This is a genomic window from Novosphingobium sp., from assembly GCF_032093395.1.
Lineage (GTDB): Bacteria > Pseudomonadota > Alphaproteobacteria > Sphingomonadales > Sphingomonadaceae > Novosphingobium.
Map to the genome: position 1 here is coordinate 8,328 of NZ_DAMDBA010000040.1, position 23,440 is coordinate 31,767.

A 23,440-nucleotide genomic window follows, 5' to 3' on the forward strand; every position below is an offset into this window, starting at 1 on the left:
CTCCGGCTCCGGCTCCGGCTCCGGCTCCGGCTCCGGCTCCGGCTCCGGCTCCGGCTCCGGCGCCTGCTCCAGCGGATGCGCCTGCGGTCATACATGCGGCAAGAGCCGCGAGCGAAAGCGAGGTCGTGCGAAGCATGGTCTTCTCCCGGGTCAGGCTGCGGCGTCCTCGGCGAGCAGGAAGGCCCCGACCAGTCCGGACGGCTCCCTGCATGCGGGCGACACGATCGCGCGCTCCATGTCCTCGTGTCTGCGCAGTGCATGGACATAGCCGCCCAGCAATTCGAGCGTACGCGCCCGGATCAGGGGCAGCAGGCGCTCCTGCTTCATAACCCCTCCGCCGAGCACGATGCGCTCCGGCCCGGTGGTCAGGAACAGCGAGGCACACAGCTGCGCGAGATAGCTCGCCTCGACATCCCAGAACGGATGGTCGTGAGGGACGTGGGACGGCGTGAGATCCCAGGCTGCGGCCACGGCGGGGCCTGCCGCAACGCCCTCGAGGCAATCCCCGTGGAAGGGGCACAGTCCGGCGAAATCGCCATGCGCCGGATGGCGCCGGACCGGGATGTGCCCGGCCTCGGGATGACCGATGCCATGGACGGTACGGCCGGCGCTCACGAGACCGACCCCGATCCCGGTGCCGACCGTGACATAGGCAAGATCCCGCAGGCCCCCGCCGATCGCCGCGATCTCCGCTAGGGCGGCGGCGTTGACATCGGTATCGAGCCCGATCGGCACGTCAAGGAAACCCCGCGCGCGCGCTATCATGTCGGTGCCCTCCCAGCCCGGCTTGGGCGTCGCCAGGATGCGCCCGTACTGCGGCCGGGCCGGGTCGACGCCGACGGGCCCGAAGCTGGCGATACCCAGCCCCGCCAAGGGGCCAAGGTCCGCCGCCGAGCGGAAGAATGCCTCCACGTCCGCGAAGGTGGCATCGGGATCGCGCGTAGGGATGCTGACGGTGCGCAGCGAGCCGCCACCCGAACTGCCCACCGCGCAGACGAACTTGGTGCCCCCCGCTTCGATCGCGCCGAAGATGGTCATGCGATTTTCCTTTCGCAAAATGTCTGGATGGCTGCAGGCGCAGCCGGTTCAGTCGATCGGTGCGCCGGTCGAGGCGCGTTCGACCAGTGTCAGCATCTCGCGCACATGCTTCACTTCCGGGCGTGCGCCGGTGCGCGCCTCGCGCACCTGGTCGCTCAGCAGCGCGACAGCGCGCGACGCCATGTCCGAGATCGGCTGGCGTATGGTGGTGAGTTCGGGCCAGATGGTGGCGGCGATCTGCGCGTCATCGAAGCCGGCGATGCTGAGGTCGCCCGGAATCCGCAGACCCAGGCCATGGGCGACCGCGGTGACGGCCGCCGCCATGTCGTCGTTGCTGGCGAAGATCGCGGTCGGTCGGTTGGCCTGATCGAGCAGCTTGTGCGCGGCATCCAGCCCCGAGCGGTAGCTGAACAGCCCCGGCGCGATCCATTCGTCGCGGATCGTCAGCGATGCGCCTGCCATGGCCGCGCGGTAGCCCTGCTCGCGGCGCTGGGACGGCGAATGCGCCGGATCGCCCTGGATGAAGCCGATCGCGCGGTGCCCCTTGCCGATGAGGTAGCGCGTCATGTCGAAGGCCCCCTTGTAGTCGTCGACGATGATGGCCGAGATGCCTTCGCGGGGTATGGCCGTCGCGAAAGCGAGCGGGATCACGTCCGCGCTGCCCGCGAGATCGAGGAGCGCCTGCGAATCGCACAGCGGCGGCGGCAAGATGACCCCGCCGATGCGCGCCTCGACAAGACGATGGAGGCTGGCGATGGCTTCCGCCTCGTTCGCGCCCGGCTCGATGAGGAACTGGCAGCCGCTCTCCCCGCTCTGGCGAAACGCGCCCATGAGGAAGGTGCCCAGGTTAGACGAGGAGGGATTGGAATAGATCGCCCCCACCCGCACCGCGCTCGAGAAGCTGCGGGCGTTGAGATTGGGCGAATACTCAAGTTCGGCGATCGCGGCATTCACCCGCTCGCGCATCGCCTCGCTGACATGCCGCTTGCCAGTCATCACCCGCGACACGGTCATCGACGACACGCCCGCATGGCGCGCCACATCATGGATCGTCACGACAGGGCGATGCGCACTCTTCGCGCCGCTATCCTTGCGCTTCGACTCATTTGCCATCAAATTGCCTCTCCAGGGCCTTCACGGCCGGTGAGCACCCGATACGGTGCCGCGCTTCCCTTTCTGATATCGATAACCACTCTTGGCCATGTGTCAAGTTAGGGCCTTGCCAAACGGGAAACGCGGCTGCATAAGTGATATCGATAACAGAATACGGCGCATTCGCGGGATCGAAGCAGCCGCCACGCAGCGAACGAGGATGCCGTGCTTGCCAATCGACAAAGAAACTATGCGGTTCTGAGCGCCTTCCTGTTCGCGTTCTTCTTCGCGCAGGCCATGGCGATGTCGCTGCTCTCGATCTGGCTGACCCGCTCACTGCACTTGAACGGGGCCCAGGCCGGGACGGTCTTCGCGGTCAATTCGATCGGGGCGATGCTGGCCCAGCCGGCCTACGGCTTCCTGTCCGATCGCATGGGCTTTCGCAAAGTGGTGCCGGTCATGATCGCCTCGCTGGTGATCCTCGCCGGGCCGTTCTTCCTGTATGTCTATGCGCCGCTGCTGCGATGGAGCCTGCCGCTCGGCGCGGCCGCGGGCGGGATCTATCTCGGCTTCACCTTCATGGCCGGCAGCTATGCCCTCGAGAGCTACGTCGACCGTGTTGGACGGCGCTACGGTTTCGAATACAGCCGCACCCGGCTGTGGGGCTCGATCGGCTTCGCGACGGCGGCCGCCTTTTCCGGCCGTCTCTACAACCTCGATCCGGCGATCAACTTCTTCCTTGCCAGCCTCGCCGGCCTGGCGCTGATCCCGCTGATCCGCCTTGCCCGGATCGAACCGGACAAGGAGGCGCAACAGGCCGCCGACCAGCTGAAGCTGCGCGACACGCTCGCCCTGTTCGGCCAAACCCGCTTCTGGCGGTTCATGATCCTGATCCTCGGCGTCACCAACCTCTATCTCGTCTACGACCAGCAGTTTCCGTTCTACTTCTCCTCGCTCTTCCCGACGCCTGAGGAAGGCAACGCGATGTTCGGCTACCTCAACGCAGCGCAGATCTTCGTCGAGGCGGGAGGAATGTTCGTGGCTCCGCTCATCGTGCGCCGGATCGGCGCCACCCGCGGACTTCTGCTGGCGGCGATGATCATGATCATTCGCATCGCCGGATCGGGCTTCGCGATCGGTCCGGTCACGATCTCGATGTGCAAAATGGCGCATGCCGTGGAACTGCCGATCCTGGCCGTCTCGATCTTCCGCTACATCGCCTATCACTTCGAAGCCCGGTTCTCGTCGACGGTCTACATGGTCGGCGTCAGCTTCGGCCATTCGCTTGGCCTCGCCATCCTCTCGCCGCTTGCGGGCATCGGATATGACCTGTTCGGCTTCCAGCACACCTATTTCCTGATCGCGGGCTTCGCGCTCTTCTTCTGGATCTGGTCCGCGATGTCCCTCCTGCCGACCCCGCCCGAATACATGCCTGTGCCCCGCAAGGCCGGACAGGCGCCCGACACCGCCGCGATCGCCTCCGCACCGGACGTTCGCCGCTACGAGGATGCTCTTTGATGAGTGAAATTACCTTCGAGGTCCTGCCTCACCGCGCGCTCGAACGCCCGCGCCCGGACCTGATCGACGCGTGGATCACCGCAGCACTGGCCCGTGTCGATCGCATGCTGCCGCAGTTCGACACCCATTTTCCCGCGCCCTCTAGCGAAAGCAGCATCTACGGCCCCATCGACAACGTCGAGTGGACCAACGGCTTTTGGACCGGGATGCTGTGGATCTCGTGGGAATTCACAGGCGCTGACAAGTACCGCAAGATTGCGGTGCAGAACCTCGCCTCGTTCGCCAACCGGATCGACAAGCGCATCAACGTCGATCATCACGACCTCGGTTTCCTGTACACCCTGTCCTCCTGCGCCGGTCATCGCCTGACGGGCGATCCCAACGCGAGGGATGCCGGCGTTGCCGCGGCGGTACAGCTGCTGGCGCGCTTCGACCCGGTGGCGAAGGTCATCCAGGCATGGGGCGACATGGACGTGCCCGCCGAACGCGGCCGCATGATCATCGACTGCAACCTCAACGTGCCGCTGCTCTACTGGGCGACCCGCGAGACCGGCGATCCTCGCTTCGCGGCCGCGGCCGACCAGCATCTCGAACAGGCCGCTCGCCTGCTGGTCCGTCCCGATGCCTCGACTTTCCATACCTACTACGTAGACACCGTCACCGGCGAACCGCGCCACGGCAGCACGCACCAGGGCTACTCCGACGACAGCAGCTGGGCGCGCGGACAGGCCTGGGGCATCTATGGCTTCGCTCTCGCCTGGCGGCATACCGGCAAGCAGCATTACCTTGACCTCGCCTCTCGGCTGGCGAACCATTTCCTCAACCGTCTTCCCGAGGATGGCATCTGCTGCTGGGACCTGATCTTCACCCAGAACGAGGGCGTCGACCGGGACAGCTCGGCAGCCGCCATCGCCGCCTGCGGCCTTCTCGAGCTCGCACAGGCACTACCGCTTTCCGACGCCCTTCGCGAGACCTACGAGGCCTGGGCCGTCGCGATCGTAAAAACGCTTTCGGAAGACTATCTCGCTCCTGTCGAGGGCTCTAACGCGCTGCTGCTGCACGGCGTCTATCATATGCCCAACAAGGCTGGCGTCGATGAAGCCTGCATCTGGGGTGATTACTTCTATCTCGAGGCCCTGATGCGCCTAAACCGCCCTTGGTCACCGTACTGGGCGTGACGCATGGCTTGGCGTAACCGCGAGATCAGACGCTACCGCAAGTCGCCGCCTTGCCGGTTGCGAAGGCGATCGACATCAGCCCGCTGGGTCGCATGCCTCGCAGTGTTTGCCCTGGCGGGCTGCGCGGAGGCTGCCGATACCACGCGCGAACCCGACAACGGGCGGCTCACCGTCCTGGCGGACATCGGCGACGGGCCGAGCGATTCAGAGTCGCTGACTCCGTCCCATCGGGTCATGATCAATCCGGCGAGAGCTGTAGAAGGTAGTAGTCAATGACCGTCCATCGCCTCACTGCACGCAGTGTTTCGAAGCCCTGGGGGATCACCGATGTCCCGTCCGCTTTTCAGTCCATAGCCGGAGACCGGGCCGGCGAGGTCTGGTTCACCCATGCCCCGATGCATGCCTCGACGCTGCTCGTGAAGTATCTGTTCACGAGCGAGAAGCTGTCGGTCCAGGTGCACCCGAACGATGCCGATGCCCGGGCCGTGGGCCTGCCGCGCGGAAAGTCGGAGTGCTGGTATGTCGTCGAAGCGGAGGCGGATGCGCGACTGGGCATCGGCCTGCTCGCTTCCATGGATACCGCTAAAGTGAGGTCTGCGGCCCTCGACGGATCGCTGCAGGATCTGCTGGACTGGAGGCCGGTCAGCGCCGGCAGCTTCTTCTACATTCCGGCCGGCACGATCCATGCCGTCGGAGCTGGCCTGCAGATCGTTGAGATCCAGCAGAGCGCCGACGTCACCTATCGCCTCTACGACTACGGCCGCCCCCGCGAACTCCATCTCGAACGCGGCCTCGCCATTGCGCAGTTGGGTCCCTACCGGATGCCCCACCGGATGGTGTCCGCACTCGCGCACGAATGCTTGGTCCAGCCAAGCGACGCACCTTTCAGCGTGGACAGTATTGTCGGAGCGAATGGCGATACGTTCACCCTCGCCGACGACGTCTCCTGGTTCGTGCCGCTCACAGGCCAAGGCCTCATCGACGGACATCCTTGGACCGCCGGGGAGTGCTGGGTTTCCGATGGCCCCTGCGACATCGCCGCCGGGGGGCCAATGCATGCGCTTGTCGCCCGCGTGTCGTCGTAGGGGCTAGGCTAGACCCCGAAATCGAACAGCATCAGACAAACCGATACCCCAAGGAGGGAAACCAGTGTTCTGCAAGACCTACCACGCCACCCATCCCGACATGATGGAGTGCGTCTCCAACGAGGAACTACGCGATCGCTACCTCGTCGGCGGCATGTTCGAGGACGGTAAGGTCAACCTCAACTACTCGCACAACGAACGCTTCGTGATCGGCGGCGCGGTGCCTTCGCAAGGCCCGCTCAAGCTGCCCGCGCAGACGGTTCCCAAGAGCGCGGAAGGCAAGCCCTTCCTCGAACGCCGCGAAGCCGGCATCACCAATATCGGCGGTCCGGGCGCGATCACGGTCGACGGCCAGCGCTTCGAGGTGGGCAACAAGGAATGCCTCTACGTGCCGATGGGCTCGGACGAGGTGATCTTCGAAGGTGAGGGCGCGCGCTTCTACATCGCCTCGGTTCCCGCCCACAAGGCGCTGCCGATCAAGCACATCACGCTCGACCAGGCGAACCCGCTGGCCCGCGGCGACCTCGCCAATTCGAACCAGCGCACGATCTACCAGCTGGTGATCCCCGGCGTCTGCGAGAGCGCGCAGCTGCTGCTCGGCCTCACCGTGCTGGAAGAAGGCTCGGTGTGGAACACCATGCCGCCGCACCTCCACGACCGCCGCAGCGAGATCTACCTCTACTTCGACCTGCCCGAAGAGAACGACCGCATCTTCCACTACATGGGCGAGCCCGACCAGATGCGCCACATCGTGATCGCCAACGAAGAGGCCGTGATCAGCCCGCCGTGGTCGATCCACATGGGTTCGGGCACCAAGAAGTACGCGTTCATCTGGGCCATGGGCGGGGAAAACCTCGACTACACCGATATGAACGTGCTGGATATCTGCCAGCTCCAGTAAGCCGTCGCTTACCCCCTACGCTCGTCATTGCGATGAGCGCAGCGACGAAGCAATCCATCGAGCCAGCGTCGCAACCGCCCTGGGTTGCGTCGCTGCGCTCGCAATGACGAGAGAGGGTATCATGGCCATTTCCTTCGACCTGACGGGCAAGACCGCGCTCGTCACCGGCGCCAACACCGGCATCGGTCAGGCCATCGCCGTCGTGCTGGCCGAGGCAGGCGCCGATGTCGCCGTCGCGGGCCGCTCGGAGCCGACCGAGACGCTGGCGCTGATCGCCGCGACGGGCCGCAAGGCGGTCAACATCAAGGCCGACCTGTCGAGCATCGAGCCGGTCGGCCGCGTCATCGACGAAGCGGTGGCGGGTCTCGGCAAGGTGGACATCCTTGTCAACAACGCGGGCATCATCCGCCGCGACGACCTGCTGCAGTTCTCCGAGGAGGACTGGGACGCGGTGATCGACACCAACCTCAAGACCCTGTTCTTCCTCAGCCAGGCGGCCGCGAAGGGCATGACCGAACGCGGTGCGGGCAAGATCGTCAACATCGCCTCGCTGCTGACCTTCCAGGGCGGCATCCGCGTGCCCAGCTATGCGGCGGCGAAGTCGGGCGTATCCGGCGTGACCAAGGCGATGGCCAATGAGCTTGCGCCCAAGGGTGTGCAGGTCAACGCGATCGCGCCGGGGTACATCACCACCAACAACACCGCCGCGCTTTCCGCGGACGAGACGCGCAACCGCCAGATCCTCGAGCGCATCCCGACCGGCCGCTGGGGCCGTCCCGAGGACATTGCGGGCGCCGCCGTGTTCCTCGCCTCCCAGGCGTCCGACTATGTGACCGGGCAGGTTCTGGCCGTCGATGGCGGCTGGCTGGCGCGCTGATGACCGATAGCGCTTCCGGCCACGTCGTCACTTTCGGCGAAGTGCTGCTGCGCTTCGCCACCCCGGGTGCTCGGCTGACGGCGCAGTGCGATGGACATGGTCGTCGGCGGCGCGGAGGCCAATGTCGCGGCGGGGCTCGCTTCGCTGGGCCATGACGTGAAGATGCTGACGCGTCTGCCGTCCAGTCCACTGGGTGACAAGGCGCGCGCGGCCCTGAATGCCGCCGGGATCGATACCGCCCATGTGGGCCGCGACACCGGCCGCATGGGCCTCTATTTCCTCGAGAGCGGGGCGGGTCTTCGGCCCTCGTCGCTCACCTACGATCGCGCGGGCTCCGTGTTCGCGGCTTCCAGAGCGGACCAGTTCGACTTCGCCTCCGCGCTCGAGGGCGCCCGACTGCTCCACCTGTCGGGCATCACGCCGGCGCTCGGCCCCGGAGGCGTCGCGCTTGCCCAAGCCGCCGTCGTCGCGGCCAACAGCGCCGGCGTGCCCGTCTGTTTCGATGGCAATTATCGCGCACTGCTGTGGGACGCATGGGACAGCGATCCGCACAGCGTGCTGATCGACCTGATGCAGTCGGCGACGGTCATGATTGGCAACCACCGGGATATCTCGCTGCTACTGGGCAAGGCGTTCTCCGGCGACGGCTCCGACCGGCGGCGCGAGGCCGCGCTGGCCGCCTTCGAGGCTTTCCCGAAGCTGCAACTGATCCCCTCGACCGCGGGGCATGTGGTCAATTCCGGCCATCACCGTATCGCCGCGCGCCTCGATGCGCGGGACGCGGCGCACCAGACCAGCGAGGTGGACGTCACCGGCATCGTCGACCGTATCGGCACCGGCGACGCCTTTGCGGCGGGCGTGCTGCACAAGTGGCTGCAGGGCGCGGATCTCGTCGCCACCGCGCAGGCAGGACTCGCCTATACCGTGCCCAAGCATACCGTGCCGGGCGACATGTGCCTCGTCTGGCCGGGTGAGCTTGAGGCGTTCTCGGCCAGCGGAGGCGACGTCAGGCGGTAACGCAGCGCCGCGATCCCGCCCCCACCTCAAAATCTATGGAAGATCATTTCGTGATATCGATATCCTCTTGCGCCGCCGGACTGATATCGATATCAGATTCGCAACAACCAGACGCCCTCGGGAGAGCGCACATGAATCGCAACGTCTCGCTCCGCTGCCGCGGACGTGTATCCACGACCGCCAGGCTGGCTTCACTGCTTCTGGCCTCATGCTTGGCATTTCCGGCTTTTGCCCAAGACGACGCACCTGCGCCGCCAGCTCCACAGGATGCCTCGGCCAACGAAATCATCGTCACGGGAGTGCTCGCCCGCACGGCCAAGCGCGACGCTGCCGTCGCCATCTCGACCATCGATTCAGATACGGTGCAGCGCTCGGCCCCGGTCAGCGCGGCCGACCTTCTGAAGAACGTGCCGGGTGTCTATGTGAACTCTTCGATCGGCGAGGCGCGCAACATCGTCTATGCGCGCGGCCTGTCGGTCGGAACGCAGTCCGCGACATCGGGCTACTACTTCGTTGCATTGCTCGACGATGGCCTGCCGGTGATCGGCATCCAGGGCAGCGGCTTCCAGCCCGACAGTTTCTATCGTCAGGACCTGACGCTGAAGCGCGTCGAAGCGCTGCGCGGCGGCAGCGCGACCGTTACGGGGCCCAACGCACCCGGCGGTCTGTTCAACTACATCTCCAAGAACGCCCTCACCGATCACGACGGCGGCGTGGCTTCGGTTCGCCTCGGTCTCGAAGGCAAAAGCCAGCCCTATCAGCGTGCGGACGCCTACTACGGCACCGAATTCGGCGAAAGCGGCGTCTACGGGTCGATAGGCGGGTTCTATCGCCGTTCGTTCGGCGCACGGCCGACGGCCTATCCATTCAACCGGGGTGGGCAGATCAAGGCATCGCTGGGCTGGAACTACGGCTCCGGCTCGCTGGTCCTCTACGGGAAGTATCTCGACGATCACAACGGATCCTACGATTCCGAGCGCATCCCCTCGATCGGCTTCGACGATCCGCAGATCGCGCCCGGGCTGTCGCGCTACGACAACTACACGCTGGGCCGCAGATCGGCCTTCACCATTCCCGGATCAGGCGTCGTGGACAGCCAGCGTTTCGATCCGGACAATCTCGATCACACCGTCGCGCGGACCGTGGGCCTCAAGTGGGAGCACGATGCCGACGACACGCTCCAGATCAGCAATCACTTCCGGTTCAACGACAATCGCCTGAAGCTCAACCAGAACGGCGTCGGCACCTACGGGCTGGACAACCAGAACCTGTGGAACAATCTGGGCTTCAGCGCCGCAGGGCTCAACCGCCTTCCCGGAACGATCACGGTAACCGGCAGCAACGGCCAGTTGCTTGCCCGCGTGGCCAGCGCCGCGAGCGGCTACACGGTGCTGACCAACAACCTGCCCAACCAGCAGGTTCTGGCCAACGGCGTCATTTCGGGGATCGGCACCTCGACCGATTTCGACGAGCAGTCGTTCATCGACCAGTTGACGATTTCCAAGCGGATCGGCCGTCTGACCGTGACCGCCGGTGGCTATCTCTCGCGTTCGAAGTTCGTGCGCGAACTGCTGCCGCCCGGCGCCTACATCGCCCCGATCGAATCCGACATGGAGGCAGCCCAGGTCACATTCACCGACGCCGCGACCGGCAATGTCTATCAGATGACCAATCCCGCCGGGTTCGGTTCGATCGGTACCGCGCCGGTACGCAACACCGTGAAGAACCGCTCGACCTCGCTGTTCGGCGGCCTCAACTGGAAGGCGACCGACCAGATTACGCTCGATGCCGGCATCCGCTACGAGCGCTTCGGCTACAAGGGCACGAACCTGCTCGCCTCGGCGAACCCGCAGGCCCGCGATCGCACCTACGGCGGCGTCGATGGCGACCCGCTGACGATCTACGATAATCTCGTGGGCGTGCTGAACCGCGAAGTGCCTTTCGACAAGAAGCTGAGCTTCGTGAACTACACGGCGGCCGCGAACTATCGCTTCTCGGATCGGTTTTCTGCCTACGTCCGCTACGCGCGCGGCAAGAAGAACGGCGATGGCCTCTGGGGCGGATACGACACGGTGTTCAAGGCGCAGAACCAACCGATCACGCCGCCGCTGATCACCCAGTACGAAGCAGGGTTCAGCTTTGTGAGTCCGAGGGTGCGCCTGACACTGACACCGTTCCTCACCCTGCTCGACAAGGTCAACGTCGTCGGCCAGGGCACGGACCTCGACGGCACGACCTACGTCACCACGCCCGCCTTCAACAAGACGCGGGTATACGGGGTCGAGATCGAGGGCGATATCCGGGTGACGCAGCAGTTGCGCCTGACGGCCGCCGTGACGCTCCAGAAGGGCAAGGCGCTCGAATGGTATAACTGGAACATGGGGCAGACGGGCCGGGCAGACGACCAACTGGAAGCCTATCCCGACAGCAAGCTTGAGAACCTTGCAAAGGTGCAGGGCCGCATCGGCCTGGAGTATGCGACCGGCCCATTCACGGCGCTCGTCAACTTCACCTATCTGGGTTCACGCCCGTCCAGCTTCACCGGTCTGACGACGTTCCCCACGCAGACCCAGACCGATCTCTCGCTGTCCTACGATGTGACGGCCGACTTCCGTCTCGGCTTCAACGTCAACAACGTGTTCAACGACATCGGCATCTTCTCGATCCAGAATCCGAACCTGCCGGTCTCGGGACTGTCGCAGGCCCAGATCATCAGCATGTACCCCAATGCGACCACTGGTATCCTTACCACCCAGCCGCGCTCGTTCTTCCTGACCGGGACAGCAAATTTCTGATGTTATCGTCCCGCTCAGGAGCCACTTCGATGCGCAACACCAAGATCATCCGTGGAGCCGGCATCGGCATTGCCGCTATCGCCCTCTCCTGCATGGCGGCACCAGCCGTCTTCGCCGCACAGGACATCCTGCAGGTCTATCCCGTGCCGAAGGGACTGTTCTATGCCGCGCATAACGACGACTTCACCGTCCGCGTGCGCAAACCGGGCGGACCATGGCAGGATCTCTACGAGTACCGCGTGCAGGTCGACACGGACACGAGGCAGAATGCCTCCATCGTGTATTTCGATTTCCAGGGCACCGTAGAAATCGAAGTGCTCAAGAACAACGGCCGCTTCGGCACGGTCACCGTTGCACCACTGTCGAGCGCAGCGAAGCCGGAACGCGACGGAAGCATCGTGCACATGACGCTGACCCATCCGGAGAGCTTCTCGCTCCAATTCGATGACGACCGGCTCCATAATCTGCACATCCTGGCCGGGGCCGTGCCCGCAGCCGCGCCAACCGGGCCGAACGTGCGCGTTTTCGAGCCCGGGCTCCACGTCCCGCCTGAGGGCAGCGACGTGTTTCCGGTCAAGTCCGGCGAGCGCATCTATCTTGCAGGGGGGGCGGTCCTGAAGGGCGCCTTCGCGCTGGAGGGGGTCAAGGATGTCAGCATATCGGGACGCGGGATGCTCTGGGATCCCGGCCGCGGGATCGACGTCGAGAAAGCGCAGAACGTCGCGATCTCCGACCTCATTCTCATCAACAGCGACCGCAAGGACGCCGCGCGGGTCATCAACGTCCGCAACTCCAGCAATGTCACGCTGCGCAATGTCACAGGCTTCACCTCGGGCAAGTGGTCGGACGGGATCAACATCTCCACCTCGCAACATGTCTCGGTCGATGGCGGCTATCTGCGCGTGTCCGATGACGCTGTGGTGGTCTACGCCGTCGCCGATTGTCCGCTGTGCCGCCAGCGGGCGGCGCAGACGGGCATTCCCGACATCGACCCGCCAGGGGACACCTTCGACATCTCGGTTCGCAACCTGCGCATCTGGAACGACGTCGCGCACGCGCTCTACATCGGGCATTTCGGCGACAATGCCGACCCGCGCACGATCTACGACGTGACCTTCGACAACATCGACATCGCCAATCTCGACGAGGACGATCCCGACTGGGAAGGTGCGATCGCGGCCTATTCGGGCGACAGCACGCTGATCCGCAACATTACCTTCAGCAACATCCGTGTCGACAGGATCGAGGAAGGCAAGCTGATCAATATCGTCGCCGGCAACAACGCCCGCTACAACAAGGCGCCGGGACGCGGGATCGACGGAGTGACCATCCGCAACGTCACGTTCACCGGCGAGGGCATGCCGAGCCAGTCGATCATATCGGGCCTGTCGACCAAGACTGCCGTCCGCAACCTTATGATCGAGAACCTCAGCATCGCCGGCCAACGCATCGACACCCCGCAAGCCGCGGATATTATGGTCGGCAAGCACGTCGATAACTTGCGCATCCGCTGATTCCAGCACGCCCGCCGGGAGAGAGAACAAGCATGAAGACCAATCGCCGCACCGTCCTGGCAAGCCTTGGCGCTGCTGCTACAGGCATGGCCGCAACCATCAATATAGCCAACGCCAACGCTCCGGCAGCGGGTCAGGGCCTGACCGTCTCATCGCCCGATGGACGCACCACGCTCGAACTGCTCGTTCCCGCATCGCGCGGCGAGCACCCGCGCTGGGCCGCCCGGCATGGCGATGCCGTCATGCTGGAACCATCACGGTTGGCACTCGTGCTTGACGATGGCAAACGCCTCGGACCGGATGCGAAATTCCTTGGCTCGGAGATTACCGCCATCGATGGCACCTGGCAGCCGCCGTATGGGATCGCCGCGCGCTATGACGGCAGGGCTAGCCAGCTGGAAGCCCGCTTCGAGGACCGCCGGACACGCATCCGCTTCGCAATCCGCCTGCTCGCGCACAACGACGGGATCGCCTGCCGCTTCGTCCTGATCTCCGCGCCAAAGAAATCCATAACGCTGGGCGGCGAGCAGATCGAATTCCGCCTGCCAACCGGAACCCGTGTCTGGACCAGCCGCGACGAAGGCGAATACGCTGTGTCCTCGCCAGGCCGCATAGCGCCTGTGCCCCATCCCGAATTGACCGCCAGCACCGACAAGGGCGCGCTGGCCGACACGCCGGCACTGGCCCAGACACCAGCAGGCCTTGCCATGCTGCTGTGCGAATCCGACCGGCTGCACTACCCGCGCATGATGTTCGCTCCGGGTCAGGACGAGCAGACCATGGTCAGCCGTCTGATGCACTTCCCGGGCCGCGCCACCGGCTATTCGGGCCCCGGCGACACCCATGCCGCACCCGTGTTCGCCGTCGAAGCGCCTTTCACGACGCCCTGGCGCGTCATCATGGTCGGCGAACGTCCCGCCGCACTGATCGACAAGGCCGGGCTAGTCCCCACCCTTGCCACGCCGGACAGGCTGGACTCCGACGACTGGATCCGCCCGGGCCGCGCGTTCCGGGTCCGCAAGCCCTATTCGAACGCAGGCGCCATGGAAGGCATTGCCTTCGCTCACGAACGCAAGCTCGACTACATCGAGTTCGACGCGCACTGGTATGGCGACGGCACCGACCCCAGCGATGCGACCAGACCCATCGACGGCTTAGACATCGAGGGCATCGTTGCCGCCGCGCGCGCAAAGGGGATTGGCACCATCGTCTACGTCGACCGCCTGCCCGCGATGCGCCAGCTCGATGCCATCGTTGCCACCTACAGAAAGTGGGGCATTGCCGGGATCAAGTTCGGCTTCATCTGGGAAGGACGTCAAGAGGATGTGGACTGGATCTACAACCTCGTGAAGACCTGCGGCGACAATCACCTCCTGGTGAACCTGCACGACAATCTGCGTCCCGCCGGGCTGGAGCGCACCTTGCCGAACTACGTCGCACTCGAAGGGGTACGCGGGAACGAACAGTTCCCCACCGCAAGGCACAACGTCACCCTGCCCTTCACCCGCGCGCTGTCGGGTCCGATCGACTATACGATCTGCTACGACCATTACATGAACAACACCACCAATGCGCACCAGCTGGCGATGGCGGCCGTCTACTACAACCCCCTCACGTTCCTCTACTGGTACGATACTGCTGCCAAGTACCGGACCGGAAGTTGGCCCGCGTTGCAATGGTTCGACGAATGTCCCACGACCTGGGACGAAACCCGCGCGATTGGCGGCGAGCCCGGCGAATATGTGGCGGTCGCGCGGCGAAGCGGCAATCGTTGGTTCCTGGGCGCGATGACGAACGAGGAGGCCCGCACGATCCAGATCCCGCTCGCCTTCCTGGGCGAAGGCAAATGGCAGGCGATGGTCTTTGCGGACGGTTCCCGAGCGCCGGAGCCCCGACGGACCAAGGTGGACATCGCCCGGCGCGAGGTGGATGCCGCTGCCATTCTGACCGTCGCGATGCAGCCGAGCGGCGGCCAGGCGATCCTCTTCGAGCGCGTGACGTGATCATGGGCCTGACAATGAACCACACAGCAAATTGTCCAAGCGTTACCGGCCTGGACGGGGAATGGATGAGATGATGCGAAGCGCCTTGGCCGCCGCGGCCGTGATGCTGGCAACCGCGCCCGCGATGGCACACGGCCAGGAGCACGAACAGACCGGAGCATCGCCCGCCACCCTCGCGTTCAACCCCGCCAACATCGCGCGGGTGAAGCAACTCGTCGCCAGCGACCCCGAAGCGCGCGCCCGCTGGAATGCCCTGCGTAAGACGGCGGACAAGGCGCTGACTTCGCCGCCGCGCGGTGACCGCGAGATCGACAGTGCTTTGGAAGCGCTAGGGCTCGCATTCCGCGTCACAGGACAGGCGAAGTACGCGCAAGAAGCCAAGGCCCTCCTGCTGCAGCGCGCGGCCAGAAAAGACTGGCTGACCGACGCCCCCCTCGCGCGCCGAGATCCGCCCTGGAAATCCGATCTCGGAATGGGATATGCGGCCGCCAGCACCGGCATTGCCTATGATGCCGTGCGCGACACGCTGTCGCAGGCCGATCGCCAGACCCTCGTCCAGGGCCTCATCCGAGGCGCCATCCTACCGATCATGGACGACTGGATCGATGGCGCAAAGCGCATCCATGCGCTCGATACGATGGGGCATAACTGGTGGGCGCATATCGTCTTCGGCGCCGGGGTAGCGGCGCTTGCCGTGCGCGAGGACGATCCGCGTGGGCTCGAATGGGCTCGCCGCATCGACGAGGCGAGTGTGGAATGGTTCGAGTTCCCGGGCACCCGCATCGGCACCAAGCCTCCCACCTTCGGCCGTGACGGGGCCTACTCCGAGACTGTCTCTTATGCCGAGCTAGCATTGCACAGCCTCATGCTTTTCCGCCGCTCATGGACCGAGGCGATGGGCACAGCCCCCTCCCCCATCAGGGGTCTCGACAAGATCGCAGGATATTTTCTCGCCACCAGCTATCCTCGCAGCGAGGGGTGGGTGTCGCTCAACTTCGGTGACAGCCGCCCGCCAAGTTGCGGTTGCCACACCTTGGCCGACCTCTGGGCGCTCGGCGACCACAATCCCGAGTACCTGAAGTACATCGCCGGCTTCTCCGGCGTGCCAGCGAAAGATGCATGGAAGGACGCCACCAACCTTCCCTATTTCCCTGATGCCTCGGCACGCGCTTCAGCGTCGTCGTCCATCGCCACCTCGCGCAATTACATATCGCGCGACCAGGGCCTGCTGACCATGCGCAGCGACTGGTCCCCCGACGCCACGCTTCTCGGGGTAAAATCCGGCTTCACCTGGAACCACAACCATGCCGATGCCGGCAGCTTCATCCTCTACCACAAGGGACGCACGCTGATCGCGGATTCCGGCCATTCGAGCTACTCGACGCCGGAATACGACGGCTACTACCGGCAAAGCGAAGCCCACAACGTAGTAACCATCGACGGGCACGCGGAGCCTGCCAGTGACCTGTACGACGGTTCGGCTTCGATGGGCACGATCGACCACCTGCTCGATACGCCCAACATCCGCTACGCTTGGGTGGATGCCACCGGTCCGACGAGCCGATTTTTCCAGCGCAACTACCGCAACATCGTGTGGGTGGGAGACACGATCCTTCTCATCGACGACTTGCGCAGCCGCGATCCCGGCCAGTTCGAATGGCTGCTGCATCATGGCGGTACGGCGACGCGCAAAGGCAGGACAATCGAAATTCGCGACGGGGGCGCCGGTGTCGACGTCACGCCGCTGTTCCCGGCGGCTCTGCCGGACGGCGGCCTGCCGACCGACTATCCTTATGCGCTGCGTCTGGTCAACCATGAGGGCCTCGCCGACGAGGACCCGAAAATGAAGCAGGCCTACCTCGGCTTCCAGCCGGTCGGGAAGAGCGATCGCGAGAAGTTCCTGGTTGCCCTGCAACCGCGCATCAACGGCAAGTCTGCGTCACAGATCGAACGCCTTGAAAGCACCGACTGGATCGGCGTGCGCGTCACCGGCACCGATCGCGTCACCGAGGTCTACTTCAACCTTCAGGCGGACGGACGGCTTCGCCATCGCAATGCCAATACCACGATGGCCGGGTTCAACACCGACGCCTACATCCTGGCTGTCAGCCACCCCGTGCGCCGCGACGGAAACACGGACCCCGACGAGGTCTCGATTGTGGATGCAAGCTATGTCCGCCGCCCAGGCGTGGTCCTGGTCGACTCGCTCGCGAAGGTCACTGCACATTTCGCGATCGGAACCAGCACACAGGTTCAGTTCAGCGGTGCCCACGGAAATGTGCGCATCGCCTGCTCCGCGCCCGTGCAAGTGGTAGGCACAGAGGGGGCGGTCGGCTGCTCCAACGGGCAGGCCGTATTGCCCAGAACAAAATGACTACCCCCACCCGAGCAACACTTGCCAATGAGGAACGACAATGAGCAAGGCGACGTGGAACAAGCTGCAGGTTCGCAACAAGCCCACACTGAACCAGCTTTTCGTCGCCAACACCGATCGTCTCGACACCTTTGCTACGCGCTTCTATCTGAGTGCGAAAGAAGGCTCTGCTGGCATCCTGTTCGACTGTTCGAATATCCGTCAGTTTTGCTGATTCAACTGCGCTGGGTTGTCGAGTAAGCGAATGTCGGCTCTTGTCTAAATGCCGAGTTGGAAAGCAGAGGCGGACGCGGCAGCATCATCCCAACCAAGGTCATAAGCGGACTGAGCGCTCATAGGCTCGCCATTTGTCCCACTTGAGCGGCTTGGAAGGGCGCGCTGCCGCTTGGCACCTCAACGATGCGGGATTGGCTGGTTCCGGCAGAAGCAGCCATTACCGCCCGTGGTTCGGAACGGCGTGAGTTGGTCGGCTGCCGACTTCGCACGACCGTCAGCTATCCCCGCGACCCGGCTCCGATCCGGACATTCGCCTAACGGCCAAAAAACGTCGTTCGAATATTCATTAGCCACAAAAGATTCCGCAGCATTACCGGCGCCGATCAGCAGCAGCGACGTCAGGGCGAGTCTGCATCCAAAGCCCAGCTTGAAGGTCAAGATCAGGGAACCTCAGCCAACGCCACTGTCAGATCAACACCCAATCGATCGCAAGCCAATGCCTGAACCTCGCCATGCAGCGTCTCTACCCGCGCCGCAATCCAGGCCAACTCATGTTCAGCTATCCGGTATTTCCGATCGTATCGCGACTTCACGTAGGAGTCGTGCAGTCGCTTGAAGCAGCGTAGCTCTGACTTCGTCTCCCCAGGCTGTTGATTGCCACTGAGATGTGACCCGGGGTTTCCATTGAGAGGGACCCAGTTCGCGGCGCAGCGCTTCGGAGAAGCCGGCTATACGTGCCTTCATGCCCGCATAGACGGTCGATCCCGGGCTGAAGACGTGCGCAGACATCGAACCGATCAGGACGATGTCCCCCTTATCAGCTAGGATTTCCTGGGCGGCGTGCGCACTCATGAGGTAGGCGGTGAAGTCAACCGCGATTGCATAACGGACCTCCTCGGCCGTCATCTTCGACAGCGAGCGAGCAGGCACTGCTGCATTTACGACCACGATACCGGTGAGCCCAGTTTTGCTTTGGCAGCCTGAAAAAAGGCCAAGCTCGGCCGGCTCGGCCAAGTCAACGTTGATACTATCGCCCTGCCCCACGTCCCGGATGCGGTTGAGAGCGTCGCCGAGATGTTCGGGAGTTCGCCCGCAAATGAGCACCTCAGCCGACTTGCTGGCTAGCAGGAACCGCGATCGCACGACCTATCCCTGTCGTTCCACCGGTAATTATGGCCTTGCGCCCCGCCAAACTCCGATGTTCCCTGTGCGCGTCGGAAACATTGCTCATGTGCTTTCCTTATCGTCATGCCAGGTGATGATCAGGCGCCCGTTGGCGGGCACGTCGAAAACGACACGGTCGTCACCGTGGGTATGGCCCCGCAAAACGTCCCCGCCGGCAGTGGCGACCTTGATCGTGGGAAGTGTGCGACGTTTCTCGCGCACGAAATTTAACGCCGCGACGCACGTTTCGCCGCCATCGAGTACGATACTCAGCGATCGGTCGCCGATGCGCTCCTTGCCGCGGATAAAGTGATCGCAGAATAGCTTGAACGGAGCATCCTTGATCGTGTGGAAGCTCCGCGTTGCGAAGACGAGCGCAGCGCCGGCGCCGTAGATTTCCTGACCGACTTGCCCCGGGGACTGACCGTCGGGATAGAGATCCTCAAGCGGGAACGAGAGCTTGCGATCGATGTGGCCGTTTCGATTTTTCGTCGCGAGGATTTCCGCGGGCAAGGCGTCAGGGTAATAGTACCATGCCCGGTCGAGCGCATACTTGCAGTACTCGGCGACCAACATGCGCACGGCAGGATCGAGCCCTGGACCGCTGTCGTCGAGATAGTGCTCGAAAGCTGTGAACGCGTCGAAACACTCGTAGATCGCCATGTAAGGCGCGTCCTGAAGGCAGGTCACGCCAAGGAAGTTTTTGTAATGGACCGCATGCTCCAATTCGCTCTCCCATATCTCGCAGTTGTGGAAGAAGCTTGCGAGATAGACGTAGCTCTGCTCGGCATAGATGACATCGTTGGTGATGCGGTAAAGCCGCATGCAGGCTGCAGCGCCCCAGGCGGTCAGGTTTGCCTGATAGTTGAGGTTGAAACGTATTCCCATGGCGGCGTTTAGCGCTGCTTTGGCTTCATCGAGGAACCGGGGATCAGCGGTCAAGTCGTGCGCCTGAACCATGACATAAGCGTAGAGCCCACCGACATCGGTCTGACCACGATCGTCATTCGCAGTGGCTGTGATGACTGTGAAGTCAGTGACTTTGTACTGAATCGGCCACTTGTAGTCGAAATGACGTGCTGCCTCGATACTGAAGTCGATGCACTGCAGGAATAGCGTTTCGGAGGGTTTGTCCCCGGCGAGGGCCATTCGGGCGAGGTTGAGCATCGGGTGATAGAGATACCAGCTATCAACGGCGTCCGCGTCCTTCTCGTCGCCGACATTGGGAAGATAGCGTCGCAGCGCCTTGAGCTCGGGGTCGTAAAACCGCTTCAAACCCGCGCGAAGCTCCGCTTCGAGCGGGTGGGGCTCACCTCGCCAGCACCCCCAGTCGAATACCGCTGCCAGCACGGACATCTGCACCATCGAGTCTGGATATTCGCTGGCGGTGTAAGGGTGAACGTAGCGGTGGCCGTAGTGCTCGATCGTGGCTTCGGGAGCCTGGTCCAGATCGATCAGCGTCCGCTCGGCTCGGTCCACCCAGTCCCGATATTCGGTATGAGGCAAAACGATCTGCTTGTAGGCCTCTCCTAGCATTTGAAGGAATTGCCGGGCAGACTCGCGCTCGTGCGGCGGGGAGTGATGGCGGAATACGAGGATCGCATCCGAGAGAGTCACTTCGACGCCTACATCCAAGGGCTTGGACGGTGGCGTTCCCGATTGCGTAGGCGACGGCGGTAGATAGCCAAGCTCGGGCCAACGCCCGCCCACTGCGCCATCGGGACTGGTGGCGGTGGCAGTGTAGTAGCCGTTCATCGCCGTGAGGTTCTGAAAGTACAGGACGTTGCCGAAGGCCGGGTTCGTAATTTGGAAATAGAGCACGCCGCTATTCAATCCACGCTGCGCCGCCTCGACATGTCCTTCGGCCCCCAAGGGATCATCCTCCGCGTCCAAAGGATAGAGATCACGCGGCAGGAACGGCACCAGCATCGGAATGGCAGGCGTAAGTGTGGTCGTTATCCTAACGTGCTCGAGCGCATCTCCCCCTGTGTCCAGCTTGACGGCGTGATGGCCCAGGGCACTGTCGATCGATATCTCCATCGCTTCAGCAGATGGGGTTTTCTTCATGCTGCATTCGAATGGGACTGGGAGGAACGCGGCACGGCACGCTATACCGCCGGACCCCGGGCGCCGGATCAATATCCAAAGGGAATCGCTCGACGACTGGAGTTCCACTTTCAGATCGCCAACTTCGCAACCACCCAGTTTTTTTCCGTGACCAGATATCAGCAGCTCTTTCAAGCCAATGACATAAGGGCTCGCAGGACAAAGCGCATTTACGCCGTTCGGACTGGGGCTAACGTCGGTTTGACGGGTGGTGGTCATCGCAGCACCATTGAACGCGGCGTGCTTCCGGTGAGGTTGGACATGCTAGCCTCCTTTCGATGACACCAAGCAAATGCTGAAGATGAGCTAACGACCAGGTTTCCGATGCGTTCCTCGGTCGCGGACTGACACCTACACATCGCCGCTTTGCCGAGATTCCTTCGGGACGACTGCCCACTCTTGTCATCCCATAGTGGTATCGAGAAACATCATGGCGGCCAGTCCGATCATCAGACCAGTCGTCGCCCTTCCTCCGCATACAATTCGAGCGTGCGTTTGGGGGATGATCTCGCTCGCGACGATGTAGATCATTGCGCCTGCGGCGAACCCAAGCCCCCAAGGCAGCAACGACTGTGCAATCGTGACGAGCGCAACGCCGAACAGCCCACCAATCGGTTCGACGAGAGCTGAACCGAGCGCTGCGAGGACAGAGGCACGGGGGGAATAGCCGACGCTCGCTACGGCACCTGCCACCGCGAGCCCTTCTGGGATGTTCTGGACGCCTATTCCGAGCGCAGTGGTCAAGCCGGCACCGACGTCACCTCCGGCAAAGCTGACTCCTACCGCCATGCCCTCCGGAAAATTGTGCAGAGTTATAGCCGCGACGAAGAGCAGAACGCGTGCCGATCTCGCATCGGCCCCTTTTATCGTGACGAACTTGGTTCCGAGCCATGGCACGATGCGGTTAAGCTGCGTCTGCGTGGCTGCACCCAGCAAAACCGCAACGGCAACAATCGCGGAAGCCACAACTCTTCCAGCGCCGAGATCCTGGGCTTGGGCAATCCCAGGTATGATGAGGGAAAAAAAAGAAGCCGCCAACATCACGCCGGCAGCCAAGCCAAGCAGCAAATTTTGCTGCTCTGCCGTCGGACGTCCCATCTTGAGTATCGGCAGAGCACCCAGCACCGTGGCCAAGCCTGCGACGAGGCTTGCCATAAAGCCGGTTATAACAATCGACGAGGACCAAATCACGAGGTGGGTAGCTCCTGTATGCATCACACGACCGTGGGCGTATCACGCTAATCACTGTGATACGCCCATCGTCCCGCAGGATAGGGCCTGCCAGCGATCCTGCGCTTTACTTCGGCGCGTTTGCTTCTGCGATTGCAGGCGCTTCGTGAATGTCGTCTGCGCCGCCCATATCCTCGTCAGTCGTACGACCCGCGCCCGGACCGGCACCGAGGTCAACGCCCGTAACCGGGTTGCAGGTAGGATCCGACGTTGTCCGGGCGGCCAGCTTGGCCAGCTTAGCCTCGTCTCCTAAGCTCAGCACAACTCTGGCCGTGCCATCGCCTCCATCAATCGGCATGGTGAGCGAGAGATCGTCGATCCGGTCCCACTGCTCGCCTACGTTCCAAGGCCCATTTGCATCACCTTCGCCTTGCGAAGTATTGACGTAGATATTGGCGAACTTAGAAATGCCGGGGAGCTTACCCGATGGGAAATTGTCCTCAATGGCGTAGAGGGCCTTCTCGAACGACTTCTGGTGGGCGATTTCTCGGGTCATCAAGAAGCCAAGCGCCTCTTTGATACCCGGATCGTCAGTGACGTTGATCAGTCGTTCGTAAACAATCTTCGCCCGGCTTTCGGCGGCGATGTTCGAACGCAGGTCAGCTGTGGGCTCGGAGCGGCTATCGACATAAGCTGCGGTCCACGGGACGCCAGCAGAATCGATCAATGCGGGCCCGCCTCCGAAAAGGAGCGCTTCTTTGGCGCTGACGCCGCTTGCGCCGATGGAACGATAAAGCTCGGCTTCTTCCATCGCCCCTTCGGCCAACTGCGCCTTTACGCCCTTATTAAGCATCGCGATGATCGAACCGATGACCTCAAGATGGCTCAGCTCTTCCGTCGCAATATCGAGCAGCAGGTCCTTGCGGCCGGCATCATCTTCGCCAAGGCCCTGCGTGAAGTACCGCATGGCTGCCGCAAGTTCGCCATCCGCACCCCCAAATTGCTCGAGCATCATCGTCGCGAGCCGGGGATTGGGTTCTGATACGCGCACCGTATATTGGAGACGCTTGTTATGCATGAACATATGAATATCTCGATCTAGTGATTTCCTATGTATTAAGGTTCGCGGACCAGATCTCGGTCCCATCTAATCCGAGGGTTCAACATGATTTATGTTAGTGACAAAATTGTCTGGTATTTAAAAATCAAGTATATCGTTAAATTTATGTCCCGCAAAAGCTTGTAGGAGGCAGAAAATCCTTTCCATATTAACACAGATTAGTTCTATTTCGATCTATGGTCACAGCCTTAATCGTATCAATGTGACGCCAGATCGGCAAAACCTCCTTCCGCGATCCTTATGCTGTCGGTGATGTGAAGGCCCCAATCAAA

18 protein-coding genes are annotated in these 23,440 nt (G+C 63.0%); 11 read left to right on the plus strand and 7 right to left on the minus strand.

Features of this window, described 5'->3' with window-relative positions:
* Positions 1-150 precede the first annotated feature (150 nt).
* Positions 151-1,038, minus strand: a complete 888-nt coding sequence (locus RT424_RS14060) for an ROK family protein (RefSeq protein ID WP_313439340.1) — start codon at positions 1,036-1,038, stop codon at positions 151-153.
* A 48-nt stretch (positions 1,039-1,086) separates the two neighbouring features.
* Positions 1,087-2,151: a LacI family DNA-binding transcriptional regulator gene (locus tag RT424_RS14065; RefSeq protein WP_313439343.1), complete on the minus strand. Its 1,065-nt coding sequence runs from the start codon at positions 2,149-2,151 to the stop codon at positions 1,087-1,089.
* A 204-nt stretch (positions 2,152-2,355) separates the two neighbouring features.
* Here RT424_RS14065 and RT424_RS14070 point away from each other — a divergent pair, with 204 nt between their 5' ends.
* From RT424_RS14070 to RT424_RS14120, 11 genes are all read left to right on the plus strand, one after another.
* On the plus strand, positions 2,356-3,648 hold the full coding sequence (locus tag RT424_RS14070; protein WP_313439347.1) for an oligosaccharide MFS transporter: 1,293 nt from the start codon (positions 2,356-2,358) through the stop codon (positions 3,646-3,648).
* Positions 3,648-4,826: a glycoside hydrolase family 88 protein gene (locus RT424_RS14075; protein ID WP_313439350.1), complete on the plus strand. Its 1,179-nt coding sequence runs from the start codon at positions 3,648-3,650 to the stop codon at positions 4,824-4,826. The genes RT424_RS14070 and RT424_RS14075 overlap by 1 nt, the downstream gene beginning before the upstream one ends.
* Before the next feature lie 272 nt (positions 4,827-5,098).
* Complete coding sequence (locus RT424_RS14080) at positions 5,099-5,911, plus strand: class I mannose-6-phosphate isomerase (RefSeq protein WP_313439353.1); 813 nt, start codon at positions 5,099-5,101, stop codon at positions 5,909-5,911.
* Positions 5,912-5,975: 64 nt separating this feature from the next.
* Positions 5,976-6,812 (plus strand): 5-dehydro-4-deoxy-D-glucuronate isomerase, encoded by an 837-nt coding sequence (gene kduI / locus RT424_RS14085; RefSeq protein WP_313439356.1) that lies wholly within the window; start codon positions 5,976-5,978, stop codon positions 6,810-6,812.
* Between the two features lie 121 nt (positions 6,813-6,933).
* Positions 6,934-7,689 carry a 2-dehydro-3-deoxy-D-gluconate 5-dehydrogenase KduD gene (kduD, locus tag RT424_RS14090; protein WP_313439359.1) on the plus strand — a complete coding sequence of 252 codons (756 nt, stop codon included), beginning with the start codon at positions 6,934-6,936 and terminating at the stop codon, positions 7,687-7,689.
* A gap of 90 nt (positions 7,690-7,779) precedes the next feature.
* Positions 7,780-8,706: a sugar kinase gene (locus tag RT424_RS14095; RefSeq protein WP_313439362.1), complete on the plus strand. Its 927-nt coding sequence runs from the start codon at positions 7,780-7,782 to the stop codon at positions 8,704-8,706.
* Positions 8,707-8,837: 131 nt separating this feature from the next.
* The gene (locus tag RT424_RS14100; RefSeq protein ID WP_313439365.1) at positions 8,838-11,501 is read left to right on the plus strand and encodes a TonB-dependent receptor domain-containing protein; all 2,664 of its coding nucleotides are present in this window, start codon (positions 8,838-8,840) and stop codon (positions 11,499-11,501) included.
* Positions 11,502-11,530: 29 nt separating this feature from the next.
* On the plus strand, positions 11,531-13,015 hold the full coding sequence (locus RT424_RS14105) for a glycosyl hydrolase family 28 protein (protein WP_313439368.1): 1,485 nt from the start codon (positions 11,531-11,533) through the stop codon (positions 13,013-13,015).
* Between the two features lie 32 nt (positions 13,016-13,047).
* Entirely contained in the window at positions 13,048-15,018 is a 1,971-nt protein-coding gene (locus RT424_RS14110) for a glycoside hydrolase family 97 protein (protein WP_313439371.1), read from the plus strand.
* A 73-nt stretch (positions 15,019-15,091) separates the two neighbouring features.
* The gene (locus RT424_RS14115; protein WP_313439374.1) at positions 15,092-17,392 is read left to right on the plus strand and encodes a heparinase II/III family protein; all 2,301 of its coding nucleotides are present in this window, start codon (positions 15,092-15,094) and stop codon (positions 17,390-17,392) included.
* 40 nt (positions 17,393-17,432) lie between these two features.
* Complete coding sequence (locus tag RT424_RS14120; RefSeq protein WP_313439378.1) at positions 17,433-17,606, plus strand: hypothetical protein; 174 nt, start codon at positions 17,433-17,435, stop codon at positions 17,604-17,606.
* Positions 17,607-17,785: 179 nt separating this feature from the next.
* On the opposite strand, the gene RT424_RS14125 is transcribed toward RT424_RS14120, so the two are convergent.
* From RT424_RS14125 to RT424_RS14145, 5 genes are all read right to left on the minus strand, one after another.
* A complete protein-coding gene (locus RT424_RS14125) occupies positions 17,786-18,046 on the minus strand; it encodes a hypothetical protein (RefSeq protein WP_313439381.1) in 261 nt (86 codons plus the stop codon).
* Between the two features lie 117 nt (positions 18,047-18,163).
* A complete protein-coding gene (locus RT424_RS14130; RefSeq protein WP_313439384.1) occupies positions 18,164-18,751 on the minus strand; it encodes an SDR family oxidoreductase in 588 nt (195 codons plus the stop codon).
* An 84-nt stretch (positions 18,752-18,835) separates the two neighbouring features.
* Entirely contained in the window at positions 18,836-21,097 is a 2,262-nt protein-coding gene (locus RT424_RS14135) for a hypothetical protein (RefSeq protein ID WP_313439387.1), read from the minus strand.
* Between the two features lie 183 nt (positions 21,098-21,280).
* Complete coding sequence (locus tag RT424_RS14140; protein ID WP_313439390.1) at positions 21,281-22,033, minus strand: ZIP family metal transporter; 753 nt, start codon at positions 22,031-22,033, stop codon at positions 21,281-21,283.
* Between the two features lie 142 nt (positions 22,034-22,175).
* Positions 22,176-23,126, minus strand: a complete 951-nt coding sequence (locus RT424_RS14145) for a manganese catalase family protein (RefSeq protein WP_313439393.1) — start codon at positions 23,124-23,126, stop codon at positions 22,176-22,178.
* Positions 23,127-23,440 lie beyond the last annotated feature (314 nt).